The sequence below is a fragment of the Mycobacterium sp. 852002-53434_SCH5985345 genome (assembly GCF_001667155.1).
GTDB lineage: Bacteria > Actinomycetota > Actinomycetes > Mycobacteriales > Mycobacteriaceae > Mycobacterium.
The window spans coordinates 1-15902 of the sequence record NZ_LZIE01000058.1 but is presented as its reverse complement, the minus strand read 5'-3'; the positions used below and the strand labels follow the sequence as shown (position 1 = coordinate 15902).

General features: G+C 69.5%; 12 protein-coding genes. 4 read left to right on the top strand and 8 right to left on the bottom strand.

Features of this window, described 5'->3' with window-relative positions; genetic code table 11:
* The first annotated feature begins 1 nt into the window (after nt 1).
* The 3 genes from A5756_RS13695 to A5756_RS13685 all read left to right on the top strand — a co-directional run bounded on the left by A5756_RS13695 (nt 2) and on the right by A5756_RS13685 (nt 5029).
* Nucleotides 2-3049 carry a type I polyketide synthase gene (locus A5756_RS13695; RefSeq protein ID WP_066953090.1) on the top strand — a complete coding sequence of 1016 codons (3048 nt, stop codon included), beginning with the start codon at nt 2-4 and terminating at the stop codon, nt 3047-3049.
* 127 nt (nt 3050-3176) lie between these two features.
* Nucleotides 3177-4238, top strand: a complete 1062-nt coding sequence (locus A5756_RS13690; protein WP_066953088.1) for a type III polyketide synthase — start codon at nt 3177-3179, stop codon at nt 4236-4238.
* A 320-nt stretch (nt 4239-4558) separates the two neighbouring features.
* Entirely contained in the window at nt 4559-5029 is a 471-nt protein-coding gene (locus A5756_RS13685; RefSeq protein WP_231989256.1) for an STAS/SEC14 domain-containing protein, read from the top strand.
* A 62-nt stretch (nt 5030-5091) separates the two neighbouring features.
* Here the strand turns inward: A5756_RS13685 and A5756_RS13680 are convergent, their stop codons facing one another.
* The 8 genes from A5756_RS13680 to A5756_RS13645 form a co-directional block, all read right to left on the bottom strand.
* Nucleotides 5092-6867, bottom strand: a complete 1776-nt coding sequence (locus A5756_RS13680; RefSeq protein WP_066953084.1) for an ABC-F family ATP-binding cassette domain-containing protein — start codon at nt 6865-6867, stop codon at nt 5092-5094.
* A gap of 19 nt (nt 6868-6886) precedes the next feature.
* On the bottom strand, nt 6887-7615 hold the full coding sequence (locus A5756_RS13675; protein ID WP_066953082.1) for a PAS and ANTAR domain-containing protein: 729 nt from the start codon (nt 7613-7615) through the stop codon (nt 6887-6889).
* Between the two features lie 75 nt (nt 7616-7690).
* Nucleotides 7691-8797 (bottom strand): enolase C-terminal domain-like protein, encoded by a 1107-nt coding sequence (locus A5756_RS13670; protein WP_066953321.1) that lies wholly within the window; start codon nt 8795-8797, stop codon nt 7691-7693.
* The gene (locus A5756_RS13665) at nt 8794-9801 is read right to left on the bottom strand and encodes an SDR family oxidoreductase (RefSeq protein WP_066953080.1); all 1008 of its coding nucleotides are present in this window, start codon (nt 9799-9801) and stop codon (nt 8794-8796) included. The genes A5756_RS13670 and A5756_RS13665 overlap by 4 nt, the downstream gene beginning before the upstream one ends.
* Before the next feature lie 25 nt (nt 9802-9826).
* A complete protein-coding gene (locus A5756_RS13660) occupies nt 9827-11620 on the bottom strand; it encodes a glycoside hydrolase family 15 protein (protein WP_066953077.1) in 1794 nt (597 codons plus the stop codon).
* Nucleotides 11613-13316 (bottom strand): GMC family oxidoreductase, encoded by a 1704-nt coding sequence (locus tag A5756_RS13655; protein WP_066953075.1) that lies wholly within the window; start codon nt 13314-13316, stop codon nt 11613-11615. Before A5756_RS13655 ends, A5756_RS13660 begins: the two co-directional genes overlap by 8 nt.
* The gene (locus A5756_RS13650; RefSeq protein ID WP_066953073.1) at nt 13316-14062 is read right to left on the bottom strand and encodes a gluconate 2-dehydrogenase subunit 3 family protein; all 747 of its coding nucleotides are present in this window, start codon (nt 14060-14062) and stop codon (nt 13316-13318) included. The genes A5756_RS13655 and A5756_RS13650 overlap by 1 nt, the downstream gene beginning before the upstream one ends.
* 5 nt (nt 14063-14067) lie before the next feature.
* Entirely contained in the window at nt 14068-14547 is a 480-nt protein-coding gene (locus A5756_RS13645) for a hypothetical protein (protein ID WP_066953071.1), read from the bottom strand.
* Between the two features lie 411 nt (nt 14548-14958).
* On the opposite strand from A5756_RS13645, the gene A5756_RS13640 reads away from it, so the two are divergent.
* A partial coding sequence (locus tag A5756_RS13640; protein WP_082960033.1) for a DUF222 domain-containing protein occupies nt 14959-15902 on the top strand: 944 nt, incomplete at its 3' end.

The following is a 15902-nucleotide window of genomic DNA, read 5'->3' as shown; positions in this document are numbered from 1 at the left end:
CATGACGGACGTCGCGGTCATCGGACTCGCCTGCCGATTCCCCGGCGCGGCAAGCCCGCGTGAGTTCTGGGATCTCATCCGCGAGGGCCGCGAGGCGACGCAACTGCCCGGGGACGTCGCGGAGTTCGACGCCGACTTCTTCAACCTCTCGCCGCGCGAGGCGTCCGCGATGGACCCCCGGCAACGATTGGCGCTCGAACTGACGTGGGAAGCCTTCGAGGACGCGTTCGTGGTGCCCGAAACGGTGCGCGGAACCGCGATTTCGGTGTACTTCGGGGCGATGGCCGACGATTACGCCGTCCTCACCCTGCGCGATATCGCCGACAACCTCGACCACCACTCGTTCGCCGGCATCAGCCGCGGGATGATCGCCAACCGGGTCTCGTATGCCTTCGGGTTGCAGGGGGCCAGCATGACCGTCGACTCCGGTCAGTCGTCCTCGTTGGTCGCCGTGCACCTGGCCTGCGAAAGCCTGCGCGCGGGCGAGTCGGCGCTGGCGATAGCCGGCGGGGTTCATCTCAACCTGGCCAACGAAACGGCAATGCTGGAACGAGAATTCGGCGCACTGTCGACGTCGGGACACACCTACGCGTTCGATCGCCGCGCGGACGGCTACGTCCGCGGCGAGGGCGGGGGACTGGTGCTGCTGAAGCCGCTGCCGAACGCCCTGCGGGACGGCGACCGCATTCACGCGGTCATCCGTGGCAGCGCGGTGACCAACTCCGGGCACAGCGCCGCCGGCCAGACGGTGCCCTCTGTTTCCGGTGAGGCCGACGTGATCCGGCGGGCGCTTGCCGCCGCCGGTCTGGGCAGCGCCGACATCGACTACGTCGAGGCCCACGGCACCGGCACCAAGGTCGGCGACGCGGTCGAGGCCCGGGCACTGGGTGAGGTGTTCGGTGCGCGCGAGCATCCGGTGCAGGTGGGGTCGGTCAAGACCAACATCGGCCACGTCGGGGGCGCCGCGGGAATCGCTGGCCTGCTCAAGACCGTGCTGGCCGTGCGGCATTCGGTGCTGCCGCCGAGCCTCAACTACGCCGAAGCGAATCCCGACCTCGAACACCTGCGGGTCAACGTCGACGCGCTGCGCTGGCCGGCGGCGGCCCGTCCGCGCCGCGCCGGGGTGTCGTCGTTCGGCATGGGCGGCACCAACGCGCACGTCATCGTGGAACAGGCTCCCGCGCAACCGGATCCGCCCGATGAGGTGCGTGACGGGTCAGTTGCGTGGGTGCTGTCGGCCCGCTCGGAGCAGGCCCTGGCCAACCAGGCGAGCCGGCTGGCGGAGCGGGTGGTCCACTCGGGGGTGACGGCGGCGGACGTGGGCTGGTCGTTGGCGACGACGCGTTCGGTGTTCGAGCATCGGGCGGTGTTGGTGGGCCACGATCGCGACGCGCTTGCGCGCGGCCTGGCCGGGCTGGCGGCCGGGGGACCGGCCCCCGGTGTGGCGGTGCGCAGGGCCGGACCGACGGGCCAGACGGCCTTCGTGTTCCCCGGCCAAGGCTCGCAATGGCCGGGAATGGGCCGCCAACTCCATCAACGGTTTCCGGCCTTCGCCCGGGCTTTCGACGAGGCCGCAGCGGCGATGGACGCCCACCTGCCGTCGCCGGTGCGCGACGTGATGTGGGGAGCCGACGCCGAGCTGTTGCAGGGCACGGAGTTCGCGCAGCCCGCGTTGTTCGTGCTCGAGGTCGCCCTGGCCGCCTTGTGGCGGTCCTGGGGCGTGACACCCGATGTGGTGCTGGGTCATTCGGTGGGGGAGATCGCCGCGGCGTGCGTGGCGGACGTGTTGTCGCTGGATGACGCGGCGCGCATCGTGGCGGTCCGCGGCGAATTGATGGCGGCACTGCCGGTCGGCGGGGCGATGGTGGCGGTGAGCGCCGGCGAGGCCGAGGTCGCGCCGCTGCTGAACGACGGCGTGAGCATCGCGGCGGTCAACGGCCCCAATTCGGTGGTCCTGTCCGGTGAGCGGGCCGCGGTGGGCGCCGTGGCCGACCGGCTGGCGGGCAGCGGACGGCGGACGCACCGGCTGGCGGTCTCGCACGCGTTTCATTCGGCGTTGATGGAGCCGATGCTCGAGGAATTCGCGCATCGGGTGGCCGACATCCAGCCGCGACAGCCACGAATCCGCTTGGTGTCCAACGTCTCCGGCGAGCCGGCCGGATCCGGCTACGGGTCGGCGCGGTACTGGGTCGAGCACGTGCGCCGGCCGGTGCGTTTCCTCGACGGCGTGCGCACCGCCGAGGCCCTGGGAGTGACGGCGTTCGTCGAGGTGGGTCCGGGCGGCGGGTTGAGCGCGGCGGTCGACCAGTCGCTGACCACCGAGCGGCCGCTCTCGGTGGTCACCGTGCCCAAGGACGCCCCCGAGATCGAATCGTTGCTCAACGCGGCCGGCCGGCTCTTCGCCGCCGGAGTGGGCGTGAGCTGGCCGGCCGTGTTCGTCGGCTCGCACGCGCGCCGGGTCGACCTGCCGACGTATGGCTTTGCCCGCCAACGATTCTGGCTCGGTGGGGAGCATAATGCGTTGCCCGCCAAGGCAACCCGGTCGCCGGGCCTGGCCGAACAATTGCACGCCCTGGGCCCCGCGGAGCAGCACAGCCGGCTTGCCGAACTGGTCTGCGAGCACACGGCCGCCGTGTCGGGGCATCCGGACGGCCGCGCCATCGACCGCCATCGTGCCTTCGCCGACCTCGGGTTCGACTCGCTGACCGGCGTCGAACTGCGTAACCGGCTGACGACGGCCACCGGGCTGGCGCTGTCACGGACCCTGATCTTCGACTATCCCACCCCCGCTGCGCTGGCCGATCATCTGCGGCGACAGTTGTTCCGCGGCGATGACGATGAACCGGACGAGGAGAAGGTGTGGTCAAAGCTGCGCGGCATCCCGCTCGCCGAGCTTCGCAGAACCGGATTGCTCGACAAGCTTCTGCTGCTCGCCGGGGAACCGGAAAGCGTTGTCGCCGAACCGGTCATCGACATGATCGACTCGTTGAGCCCCGACGCGCTGATCGCGATGGCGCTGCACTCCGGCGACGACGAGGACGCCGAATGACGGAATCCACAAGCAATACAACACATGTCGAATACGCGGAATCTTTGCCGGGCTACTCAGAACGGCTTAGACTTCGGGAATTGATGACAGTCCCTTTTGAGCTGGGACGAAAGCAAGAGGGTTGGGCATGAGCGTCATCGCGGGCGTGTTCGGAGCGTTGCCGCCGCATCGTTACAGTCAGGCCGAAATCACCGACCAAATCGTCGAATTCCCCGCATTGAAGGAGCACGAGGACGTCGTTAGGCGGTTGCACGCCGCGGCCAAGGTCAACAGCCGCCACTTGGTCCTGCCGCTGGAGCGGTACCCGTCACTGACCGATTTCGGCGAGGCCAACGAGGTCTTCATCGAACACGCCGTCGAACTCGGCTGCGAGGCGTTGCTGGGCGCGCTGGACGAGGCGGGCCTGCGGCCGCAGGACATCGACATGATCGCCACCACCACGGTCACCGGCGTTGCCGTGCCGTCGCTCGACGCGCGGATCGCCGGACGGCTCGGGCTGCGCCCGGATGTGCGCCGGGTGCCGCTGTTCGGGCTGGGCTGCGCGGCCGGCGCGGCGGGGGTGGGCCAACTGCACGACTACCTGCGTGGCGCGCCGGACGGCGTCGCGGTCCTGGTGTCGGTCGAGCTGTGCTCGCTCACCTTCCCCGCGGTCAAGCCGACCGTCTCGGGCCTGGTGGGGACCGCCATGTTCGGCGATGGGGCCGCCGCGGTGGTCGCCGTCGGCGACCGTCGCGCCGACGGGCTGAGCCCCAACGGGCCCGACATTGTCGACTCCCGCAGTCGCCTCTATCCCGAATCGCTGCACATCATGGCCTGGAACATCAGCTCGACCGGGTTGCACCTGGCGATGTCACCCGAGCTGACGACCCTCATCGACCGCAACCTGGCCGGCGACGTTGGCCGGTTTCTGGGCGCGCACGGGCTGACGACGGAAGACGTCGGCGCTTGGGTGGCGCACCCCGGCGGTCCGAAGGTCATCAACGCGATCGGCAACAGCCTCGGGTTGGCGCCCGACGCCCTCGAGCTGACCTGGCGCTCGCTGGGCGAGATCGCAAACCTGTCGTCGGCCTCGGTGCTGCATATCCTGCGTGACACCATCGCCAAGCCGCCGCCCGGCGGCAGCCCCGGGCTGATGCTCGCGATGGGCCCGGGATTCAGCTCCGACTTCGTGCTCCTGCGCTGGCGCTGAGTAGACGCCTCCAAGCTCAGCCCCCGGAGCGCTCAAGCCGGCCCCGGCACCTGAGTTGAGTCGTTCGGCTACCAGGTGCGAATCAGGCGCGCCACTGGATCGGGCCCCCGGTGATCGCGCGCGCGATGCCAGCTCTCATGCGCGCACCTTTCCCGTTTGCCGAGAAAGGGCTAATATTGCACTATGCAATAGTTGCACTAAGAAAGATTAGCGTGTCATCTAGCTAAGGGGCTAAGGAGGCAGCTCCGGCAACCGGTACGGCGCGTTGATCTCACCGTCGATGCCTGAGAGGGGCCATTGTGCTGAAAGAACTTTCGGACATGCCCGCTGGCGTTCAAGCCCTGGAGGCGGCCGGGCGAGTGACAACGGACGACTACGAGCGGGTCTTTGCGCCGCTGATCGATCGGGCGCGGGCAGCGGGACATCGGATGCGGCTGCTCTACCAATTCGGTCCGGACTTCGAGTCCATCACGCCCGGTGCGCTATGGGCGGACGCTCGACTTGGGTCGCGTTACGTGCGGCTGCTCGATGGCTGCGCTGTCCTGAGCGACGTCGATTGGATTCGCGCACCGGCTCGCGGCATCGGCGGGTTTATGCCGTGCCCGGTGCGGGTGTATGACGGCGACGAGCGCGATGACGCGGTCGCCTGGCTGACCTCGCTCCCGGGTCGCGCCGACGTCTCGATTCGGGATATGGCCAAGGCCTATCTCGGTGGATCATTCGCCGCGGCTGCAAGCCTTGGACGGCTCGTCATATCTAACGGCGGGGAGAACCGTCACCGGACTCTCTGACGCAAAGCGATACGCGTCTGGCGGGCATGCCGGCGCGGTGCGACCCGGTCGGATCTAGCAACTCACTCCAGCGCCTCGGACAGATTCAGCCAGCGGCTCTCCGTCGCCGCCACCTCGTCTTCCAGCGCCCGCAACTCCCGGGTGAGCCGCGCGATGCCGATGTGGTCCGACTGGTCGTGCTCGGCCAGCTCGTGGTGTTTGTCCGCGATCCGGTCGGCCAGCCGCGCCAGTTGGCGGTCGACGCCGGCCAGCTCCTTCTCGGCCGCCCGCCGCTCGGCTCCCGACATGGTCTGTTCCGGTGCGGCGGGCGGCGGCTCGGCCGCCAGCGGGGCGGTCCGGTGGGCGGCCAGCCGCAGGTACTCGTCGATGCCGCCGGGCAGGTGCCGCAACCGGCCGTCGAGAACGGCGTACTGCTGGTCGGTGATCCGCTCGAGCAGGTAGCGGTCGTGGGAGACGACGATCAGCGTGCCCGGCCAGGAGTCGAGCAGGTCTTCCATGGCGGTGAGCATGTCGGTGTCGACGTCGTTGGTCGGCTCGTCGAGGAGCAACACGTTGGGCTCGGACAGCAGAGTGAGCATCAGCTGCAACCGGCGCCGCTGCCCGCCCGAGAGTTCGCCGATCCGAGCCGAGAGCTGGCCCTTACCGAAGCCGAGCCGCTCCAGCAGTTGAGCGGGCGTCACCTCACGGCCCTCGACCTGGTATCCGCCGGGCAGCCGGCCCAGCACATCGGCGATGCGGTCGTCGTCGAGCCCGGCCAGGGCGTCACCCTGCTGGTCGAGCACGGCGAGCTGGACGGTCTTGCCGCGCTTGACGCGCCCGGTGTCCGGCTTGATGCTCCCGGCGATCAGTCCGAGCAGCGTCGATTTCCCGGCGCCGTTGGCGCCGACAATCCCGGTGCGTTCGCCGGGGGCGATCCGCCACTCGACGTCGCGCAGCACCGGGTGGCCATCAAACGCGACCGACACGTCGAGCAGGTCGATGACGTCCTTGCCGAGCCGGGCGGTCGCCAGCTTGGCCAGTTCGACGTTGTTCCGCAGCGGCGGCACGTCGGCGATCAGCTGGTTGGCGGCCTCGATGCGGAACTTGGGCTTCGACGTGCGGGCCGGCGCGCCGCGACGCAGCCAGGCCAGCTCCTTGCGCATCAGGTTCTGCCGCTTGGCTTCGGTGGCGGCGGCCATCCGGTCGCGCTCGACGCGCTGCAGCACGTAGGCCGCGTAACCGCCCTCGAACGGCTCCACGATGCCGTCGTGCACCTCCCACGTCGTGGTGGCGACCTCGTCGAGGAACCAGCGGTCGTGCGTCACCAGCAGCAGCCCGCCGGTATTGCGCGCCCAGCGCTGCCGCAGATGTTCCGCGAGCCAGGCGATGCCCTCGATGTCGAGGTGGTTGGTGGGTTCGTCGAGCGCGATGACGTCCCACTCGCCGACCAGCAACCTGGCCAGCTGGACGCGCCTGCGCTGGCCGCCGCTCAGCGTCGATATCGCGGCGTCCCAGCCGATGTCGGAGACCAGGCCGCTGACCACGTCGCGCACCCGCGCGTCACCGGCCCAGTGGTGTTCGGCCACATCGCCGACCAGCGTCCAGCCCACCGTGTGGTGCGGTTCCAGGGTGTCCGCCTGGCTCAGCGCGCCGACCCGCAATCCGCTGCGGCGGGTGACGCGGCCGGAGTCGGGCTGCAACTGGCCGGTCAGCAACCGCAGCAAGCTGGATTTGCCGTCCCCGTTGCGTCCGACGATGCCGATGCGCGCGCCGTCGTTCACGCCCAGCGTGACCGATCCGAATACCAACTGGGTCGGGTATTCGAGGTGGATGGCCTCGGCGCCCAATAGGTGTGCCACCGGCCCGACCCTACTGCGGCTATTCGAGGGTCAGCAGCGCCCGGTCGACTTCGCTCTGGGTCTCCGCCGACGCCTTGCTGGCCACCGCGTCCAGGAAGCGGCTGGCGAGGTCGCGCAGTTTCAGGTTGGTCTCCTGGGATCGCCAGACCAGGATGTCGAACGCCCGCTCCGCGGAGATGCCATAGGCGGCCATGAGCACGCCCTTCGCCTGCTCGATGCGGGCGCGGGCGTCGGCCACCGCCGACAGCACGTTGTTGATGTCGGTCTGCAGCGAGTCGGTGACGTCGATGTAGAAGCCGGACGTCCCGATCGGGGTGCCGTGGTCGTCGAGCATCCGGTCGCCCGCAACGACGACACAGTGCGTGCGCCCGCCGGTGTCGATGATGCGGTGGCGACTGCTGAACGGCCTGCCCTGCCGCACGCGTTCCAGGACGGCGGCGACCCGCTCGCGTTCCTCGGGGTGCTTGTGCTTGAGCAGCAGTTCGGTGGTCGGTTGCACCCGTCCCGGCTTGTACCCATGCATCCGGGCGACGGCGTCCGACCACTCCCAGCGGTGCCCGTCCAGGAAGAATCGAAACCGGCCGACGCTCTGCGGCTCGCCGAGGCCCAGGACCAGGTCGACCGCGTTGAGGTCGTGTTCGTCGACGGCATCGGACATGAACGCCTCACACGCCGAGTCGGCCGAACCATCATGGGCGGGCCCCCGATTGCGCCTCCGTACGGCCTCGTCTTCAAAGTCAACGGTCATCGCGCATTGCCCTTCAGATCCGTAACTATGTCCTCCGTATATCAATGCCCACTTTCCGGCGGGTCCATTCATGGATCAGGCTTTTCGATAGGGCTCGGCGTCAGCGGGCTTGAACTCGAGGCCCAGCCCGGGCCGTTGTTGGTCCGGCCGCAACGCCCCACCGTCGGGTGGCAGGGCGCCGTCGAACAGCATGTGTTCGATGCGGTGGTGATCGTGGAAGTACTCCAGGTGCCGCAAATTCGGGATCGCGCTGGCCACGTGGGCGTGCAGGTTGGGGGCGCAGTGACCGGACACGTCGACGTTGTAGGCGGCGGCCACGGCGGCGGCCCGCAGCCAGTCGGTGATGCCGCCGCAGCGGGTGACGTCGATTTGCAGGCAGTCGACCGCGTCCGCGGCGAGCATCCGGTTGAAGTACGCCAGGTCGTAGCCGTACTCGCCGGCGGTGACGTCCGGGGCGACCTGATCGCGCACCTCCCGCAGCCCGGCCAGGTCGTCGGAGGAGACGGGTTCCTCGAACCATGTGACGTCGTGGTCGGCCATCGCGTGGGCCATCCGGATGGCCTGCTTGCGGCGATAGGCGCCGTTGGCGTCCACATACAGTTCGACGTCCGGGCCGATCACCTTGCGCGAGAGCGCGATTCGGTCAAGGTCGCGGCGCTCGTCGGAGCCCCACGACTCGCCGATCTTGATCTTGACGCGCGGGATCTTCCACTCGTCCACCCAGCGTTCGAGTTGGGCGCGGGTGGCGCGCTCGTCATAGGTGGTGAAGCCGCCGCTGCCGTAGATCGGCACCCGGTCGTGCGCCATGCCGAGCAGTCGGCATACCGGCAGGCCCAGGAGTTTGCCCTTGAGGTCCCACAGCGCGGTGTCGACCGCCGAGATTGCGCACGACACCAAGCCCGGCCGGCCGTTGTTGCGCATCGCCCGGACCGTCGCCTGCCACCGACCGGCGATGTCGAGCGCACTGTGTCCGGTGATCGTGCCGGCGAGCGGCCCGTTGATCAGGGTGCCGCACGCGCCGTCGGCGTACGTGTAGCCGATCCCGCGCCGGCCGCCCGCCGCAACCTCGGCCAGCACCAGGGTGGTCGACGACCAGGACAGGGTGCCGTCGGCTTCCGGTGCGTCGGTGGGGATTTCGTAGACCCGTGCGGTGACCTCGTCGATGCGTGCGTCGAGACTCATCGCGTCCACCGGCGTGCGGCGAGCCACGCGCCCAGTCCGGCCGCGCCGAGCGCGCTCGTACCGCTGACGACCGGGTGCTGCGACGCCCACAGCTGCGGGCTCAGCGCGTGGGACTTGTCGTCGAACCCGCCGTGGGCGCCGTGGTCGCTGCCGGGTTCCTCGTCCAGCGGGTGCCACAAGTTGTGCGGGCGGCCAGGGCCGACGTGCTGCTCGGTCTGCTGCGAGTCATAACCGGTGCGGCCCAGGTAGCGGTCCAGCAGCGGTGCGACGAACTTCTGCGCCAGCAGCGTCACCATGGTGCTGTCGCCGACCCAATATTGTTTGCGCTCCGGATGATCGGCGGCATACACGACGCCGCGAGCGGCGACCTCCGGCTGATAGATCGGCGGGACGGGTTGGGGATGGCGCGGCAGCCGCGACAGCACCCAGGAGAACTGCGGGGTGTTGACCGCGGGCATCTGGGCCACCGTGATGCGCACCTTGGAGTGCTCGTGCAGCAGTTCGCAGCGCACCGACTCGGTGAAACCGTTGATGGCGTGCTTGGCGCCGCAGTAGGCCGATTGCAGCGGGATGGATCGCTGGCTGAGCGCGGAGCCGACCTGCACGATGGTGCCGCGGTCGCGCGGGCGCATCTTCGCCAGCGCCGCCATGGTGCCGTGCACGTATCCGAGGTAGGACACCTCGGTCACGCGTTTGAACTCCTCGGCACTGATCTCGCTGAACGGCGCGAACACGGAGGTGAACGCGACGTTCACCCAGACGTCGATCGGGCCGAAGGTCGCCTCGGTCTCGTCGGCGGCGGCGGCGACGGCCGCGTGGTCGGCGACGTCGGTGGGAATGGTCAGCGCCTTGCCCCCACCGGATTCGACGTCGCGAGCCGCGCCGTCCAGCCCGGCGGACCCACGGGCGAGCAGGGCGACGTTCGCCCCGCGCTGCCCGAACAGTTGGGCGGTGGCCCGGCCGATGCCGGCGCTGGCCCCGGTGACTACGACTGTCTGTGTCATCGCCAAAATCTCCTTCTGCGTCGAATCAGTCATGGTGGACGGCGTCGTCGGCGAGGGTGGCCGTGCATTCCAGCATCAGCGCGTGCGCGAACGCCTGGGGGAGGTTGCCGCGGAGCTGGCGCTGCCGGACGTCGTATTCCTCGCAGAACAGGCCGGGGGGCCCGCAGGCGGCGCGATTGCGTTCGAACCAGCGCATCGCGCAATGGGCATGTCCCAGTTGATGTTCGGCGAGCGCCATCATGAATCCGCAGAGCAGGAAGGCGCCCTCGGCGTCGCCGAGGTCGCGCTCGTCGTGCCGGAACCGGTACACGAACCCGTCGTGGCTGAGCTGCGTGCGGACGGCGTCCAGAGTGGCCCGGGTGCGTGGGTCGTCGGCGGGCACGGCGCCGCGCACGGGTGGCAGCAGCAGCGACGCGTCGACCCCGGGCAGCCGCGGGCTGCGTTGCCAGTAGCCGCCGTGCGGGTGCAGGCTGCTGGCCGCGGTGTCGGCCAGGATCGCGTCGGCCAGCGAGGCGCAGGCCGCCACCTCGTGGCCGCCGCCGGAAACCTTCGCGATGGCGCGTAGCCCGGCCACGCACGCCAGGCGCGACTGCGTCCAGTGCTCTTCATCGATCTCCCAGATGCCCGCATCCGCGTCGCGCCAGCGCTTTTCGATCGCGCCGATGGCGGTCTGCGCGGCGCGCCAGCCCTCGGCGTCGAGCCGGTCGGCGTTGCCCGCCCAGGCCAGCAGCTGCAGCGCCTCGCCGAAGACATCGAGCTGGAACTGCTGGTTGACCCAGTTGCCCACCTTGTCGGCACCCCCGGGGTAGCCGGGCAGGTCGAGCGTCTCCTCGCCGGGCACACTGTCACCCGTGACGGTGTAGGCCGGCTTGAGGTCGGGGCCGTGTTCGAGCAACCGGGCCCCGACGAATTCGACCGCGCGGTCGAGCAACTCGGTCGCCCCGACGGTCGCCGCGGCGATGCCGGCGTAGACCTGATCCCGGATCCACGCGTACCGGTAGTCGTAGTTCTGGTTGGTGTGCGCGCGCTCGGGCAGACTCATCGTGGCGGCGGCCCCCAAGCCCCCCCCGCTACTGGTCAGCCCGCGCAGCACCGCGTAGGAGTGACGCCCGTCGCGGGGCGCGATGGTGCAGTTCAGCTCGGGAATGCTGCGACGCCAGGCGGCTTCCGTTGCGTCCCAAGCGATGTCGGCGTCGGGTGGTTGGTCGGGGAGAGTGCGCTCGGAGAGCTCCAGCACGAAATCGTGCTGATCGCCCTCGTCGACGGTGATCTCGCAAGTGAGCAGTTCGCCGCGGCCGCGGGCCGCCTTCACCGATCGCACGTCGCAGCCGCCCAGCCAGCGCCAGCGCAGCCGTCCCGACTTTCCGCTCCATGCCCCGCCGTCGACGGTCATGTCGCCGGGTCCGTGCCGGCCGAACTCCGCACTCGGCGCCAGCACCACTCGCACCCGCGCGGTCCCGCGGCAGCCGATGAGACGACGCAGCAGCACCACCCGGTCGGGATCGCCCGGGAAGGCCAGCGCCTCACGGCATTCCACGATGCCGTCGCGGGTGATCCAGCGATTGCGCCAGATCATGCTGCCCGGCTCGTAATAGCCGCCCCACACGTGCCGCACGTCGGTCGGTGTGATCGCGTAGACGCCGCCGCCCCCGATGAGATTCGAGAACACGCCGTCGGAATCCCAGCGCGGCGCACACATCCACGCGACGTCGCCCTGCGGTCCGATCAGGGCACCCCGCTCACCATCGGCGAGCAGGGCGTATTCGCGCAGCACCCGCGGCGAGAAGGTCGCCTCGATGTCGATCGTGCGGTCAGCCACGGACCCCCGCCTCCGATGGCCGCCTCGCCGGGGCGGTGCTGTCGATCTTTCCGGTCGCCATCCGTTCGGCGAGCCGCGAGGCGAGCGCCATGATCGTCAACGCCGGGTTCGCCGAGCCCTGCGTCGGGCACACCGAGCCGTCGGCCAGAAACAGGTTCGGCACGCCCCACACCCGGTGATCGGAGTCGACCACCGAGTTGTCCGGGCGGGTCCCCATCCGGGCGCCGCCGATCAGGTGGGCGAAGCGCTCGATGGTGAGCACGTCCTGGGCGCCGGCGGCGTGCAGGATGTCGCCGATCACTTTGGTGGAGTAGGCCATGTTGGCCTTGTCGTTGTCGCACAGCGTGTAGTCGAACCGGGCCACCGGGATGCCGTACGCGTCCGTCTCCTGGGCGAGGGTGACCCGATTGTCAGGACACGGCAGCAGCTCGTTGAGCACGCCGATGGTCGCCCAGTGGTTGTAGTCGCGCATGTATTCGCGCAACGCCCGGCCCCAATGCCCGTCGGCGAGCACGTGTTCGGCCCAGCCGATGGGAAGCGGCGAAACCGTTTGGATGGAGAAGCCGCGGGCGAACCCGCGCGAGGAGTCGGTCTCGTAGAACTGCTCCGAGGTCACCTCCGGTGGCGGGGCTTTGTACATCCGGACCTCTTCCGACCACCGGCCGGCGGACTGCGTGGCGCCCTGCACCATCACGTAACGACCGACCTGGTCGTCGTTGTTGCCCAGCCCGTTCGGAAAGCGTTCGCTGGCCGAGTTCAGCAGTAGGCGCGGCGTTTCGATGGAATACCCGGCGATCGCGACGACCTTGGCCCGCTGCAGCCGCTCGCTGCCGCCGGCCTCGTCGTAGTAGACCACCCCGCGCGCGGAGCCGGCCTCGTCGAGCTCGACGCGGACGGCCATGCAGTTGGCTCGGATCTCCACGGCGTGGGCCAGAGCGTCGGGCAGGTGCGTCACGTACGGGCTGGCCTTGGCGTTGACCTTGCAGCCCTGCAGGCAGTAGCCGCGGTAGATGCAGTGCGGGCGGTTACCGAAGGTGCCGTTGACGATGCCGACGGGCCCGACCCGCATCTCGATGCCGAGCTGCATCGCCCCCCGCCAGAGTTTCGCCGCGGCACCCGAAATCGGGTGCGGGGAAAAGGAATACCGATGCGGGTAGCCCCAGGGCCAGTTCTGCCCGGCCACCGGCAACTCGAGCTCGATCCGCTCGTAGTGGTGGCGGATGTCTTCGTAGCCGATCGGCCAGTCCGCCCCGACCCCGTCGAGGGTGTAGGTGTCGAAGTCGCTGGGATGGAACCGCGGGGTGTAGCCGGCGTAGTGCACCATCGACCCGCCGACCCCTCGACCGGAGTTGTTCTTGCCCAGCTCGATCGGGTCGTCGCCGCCGATGATGCGCTTCTGCGTCCAGTACAGGGAGTGTGAACCCGCCTCGTCGGAGACCCAGTCCTCGTCGGGGTGCCAGAACGGGCCCGCCTCGAGGATCACCACCCGCCAGCCGGCCCGGGCCAGCCGTTGCGCGAGCACGGATCCGCCGGCGCCCGCGCCGACGACCACCAGGTCGACCTCGTCGTCGTCGCCGTAGCGTTGCATGGTCTTTTCGCCGGGCAGGTCGCGCGAATGTACGTCGAGCAGGAACCGGGATTCGTTGTCCTTGGGTCCGATCGCCCCCCTGAGGAGCCCGCGGAGTCGATCGCCCATCACAACTCTCCCTGTTGGACTACGCGGACCGGGTCCTCGTCGGTGGCGCCCGGGGTCTCGAACGGCTCGCGGGCGGCGGCGGGACCGGTGGCACCGCCGAGGCGCATGAACCCGCGCGGGTAGGCGGGGCCGCCGAACCCGATCTCGTTCCACGCCCACGGGTGGGAGTAGAACCCGGACAAGGTCATTCGCATGCACACCGACCACGCCCGTTTGACGTTGAGGCGCTCCCAGGTCCCGCCCTCCAAGGCTCCCTGCGAGAACTGGTCGATGATCGCCTCTCGGGTGTCGGGGTCGGCGTCGGCGAACGATGCCTTCCCATACCGGCTGGACGCGGTCTCGTCGAGGCCGAGCAGCACCAGGCGCCACGTGTCGCGGTCGTCGGGCATGTCGGCGTACTGGTAGCCGTCGAGTCGGCCGTCGGCGAGCTTGGAATCGACGGACTCGGGCACGGGCACTCGCGGCTCGCGGTCCTGAGCCAGCACCGTGTCGCAGAACGCGCGCAGGCACGGTTCCTCCTCCGCGGTGAAGAACCGCAGCGGGCCGGGCGGTTCCAGCCGGGCCAGCACCACCTTCCTGGTGGCTTCGTCCCAGGTGTCGGTCGTCTCCAGCACGTCGTAATCCGGGTAGCGGCCGATCATTTGGGGGGTGACACCACGGCGTTGCTTGGGCAGCCAGGACGGGTGCGGCGGTTTGCGATCCGCGCGCAGGTTGGGCAGGTGGTCGGGGCGCGAGGTGTCGGCCATCGCGCTCAGCCCCGGAACCGCTCGCGTCGCAGGATCGAGGCCAGCAGCCCCATCCCACCGACCATGCACATCAACCCGGGCGCCGCGATCGGCGGACCCATAGGCACGTTGTAGGACGCGTTCTTCCACCCGCCCGGCTTGCGCGCGACGCCGCGGGCATGCAGGTATTCGCCCATCAGGCCGTTGGCGGTGTAGATGCCCGCGGTGATCGGCAGCCAGAGCTTGGCCCAGCGTCGCGAGAACACCCCGCCAATGCCGGCGACCACCACCGGCGGTGTCACCACGATCGGGCTCCACATCCACTTGTTACCGAAGCTGGCCTTGTAGTGCTCGAAATAGATTTCCGCCGTCGTGACGAGGGCAGCGATGGCCGTCAGCCCGGACAGCGAGCGCTCGAAGCGACCGTGCGCGACGTCGTACAGTGCCCGCTCGGCGAGCTGTTGGGCCTCGCCCCCGCGCCGTCCTGCGTTGCCTAACAACAACATTTGGGTTTCCTTCCTAGCTCGTTGATTCGCCCGCGCAGGCCGATCGGTGCCGCGCACTGAACGACACGGACATACGGGAGGCATTGCGAGGCAAGCACTGTCGGAATTTCGGCCATGGGAGCCGCGCGCACAAAACTTCTGGGGCCGTCCTGCCCATGCGTCACCTCACTTCTGAAACGAAACACGCTCAGGCAGTCATCGCGCGATGAAGACTCGCGATGACTGCCCAGAGAACTGGTAAGCGCCCAGCTGTGTGTTTCAACCGAGGTGGTCTCGACGGCGCGTCGTGACCGAAGCGCATGGGGTGCGTACCCGGTTTGGGTCGGCGCAAACCGTCCAGGTGGACGGCTGCCTCCGGGGCGCCTCGCGTGCGTCCCGAAGTTGTCGGACGTTCGGCGTAGTGTCGAATGTATGTTCGAGTATGCGTTGGCGTCGCGGTCTACCCCGGAGTCGGCGGTGTTGCTGGCGCGGGTGCGCGGGGCGGGGCGTGCGGAGGCGCGGGCGGCCGCCACACGGTTGGTGGCGGTGGGGGATTTGTTGGTGTTGCGGTGCCGTGATTCGGGGGAGCGGGCCGAGTGGGCGGCTGATGCGTGGGATGCGGTGGCCGCTCAGGTGGGTGCGGCGTTGGGCTGCAGTGTGGGGTTGGCCCATAGCTATCTGCGGTATGCGATGGCGATGCGTGAGCGGCTGCCGCAGGTGGGCAAGGTGTTTCAGGCCGGGGGTATCGACTATCGGGCGTTTCAGACGATCGTGTTTCGCACCGATTTGATCACCGACGCCGAGGTGATGGCGCGGGTGGATGCGCGGCTGGCGGTGTTGATCTCACGGCGCCCGTCGCTGACCCGCGCGGGACTGGCTGCGGCGGTGGACCGCATTGTGGCCGTGGTGGATGCCGATGCGGTGCGCCGGGCCAAAAAGGCCATCGATGATCGGTTTGTCGATGTGCAGGCCAACGAGTCGGGGATGGCGTGGCTGAGCGGCAGCGTGTTCGGCGCCGACGGGCAGGTGCTGGATCGGCGCCTGGATGAGTTGGCGGCCAGCGTGTGTGGGGCCGATCCGCGCACCCCACGGCAGCGCCGGGCCGATGCGCTGGGTGCGCTGGCCGCCGGTGCGGATCGGTTGGGGTGTCAGTGTGTGGGGTCGGAGTGCGCCGCGGGGACACCGGCCGCGAGCGCGGTGGTGATTCATGTGGTGGCCGAGGCGGCCACGGTCGCCGGGGGCGGCGCGGCCCCCGGGGTGGTGCCCGGCGTGGAGGGGCTGGTGCCCGCCGAGGTGGTGGCCGAGTTGGCCGGTTCGGCGACGCTGGTGCCGGTGAGTGTCCCGACCGAAGCCGAACCGCGCTACACCCCCTCGGC

What these genes read in the sequence shown, in the direction of transcription:
- A5756_RS13695 (WP_066953090.1), top strand. Translation starts at nt 2, where the DNA reads ATGACGGACGTCGCGGTCATCGGACTCGCCTGCCGATTCCCCGGCGCG.
- A5756_RS13690 (WP_066953088.1), top strand. Translation starts at nt 3,177, where the DNA reads ATGAGCGTCATCGCGGGCGTGTTCGGAGCGTTGCCGCCGCATCGTTAC.
- A5756_RS13685 (WP_231989256.1), top strand. Translation starts at nt 4,559, where the DNA reads ATGCCCGCTGGCGTTCAAGCCCTGGAGGCGGCCGGGCGAGTGACAACG.
- A5756_RS13675 (WP_066953082.1), bottom strand. Translation starts at nt 7,615, where the DNA reads ATGACCGTTGACTTTGAAGACGAGGCCGTACGGAGGCGCAATCGGGGG.
- A5756_RS13670 (WP_066953321.1), bottom strand. Translation starts at nt 8,797, where the DNA reads ATGAGTCTCGACGCACGCATCGACGAGGTCACCGCACGGGTCTACGAA.
- A5756_RS13665 (WP_066953080.1), bottom strand. Translation starts at nt 9,801, where the DNA reads ATGACACAGACAGTCGTAGTCACCGGGGCCAGCGCCGGCATCGGCCGG.
- A5756_RS13655 (WP_066953075.1), bottom strand. Translation starts at nt 13,316, where the DNA reads ATGGGCGATCGACTCCGCGGGCTCCTCAGGGGGGCGATCGGACCCAAG.
- A5756_RS13650 (WP_066953073.1), bottom strand. Translation starts at nt 14,062, where the DNA reads ATGGCCGACACCTCGCGCCCCGACCACCTGCCCAACCTGCGCGCGGAT.
- A5756_RS13645 (WP_066953071.1), bottom strand. Translation starts at nt 14,547, where the DNA reads ATGTTGTTGTTAGGCAACGCAGGACGGCGCGGGGGCGAGGCCCAACAG.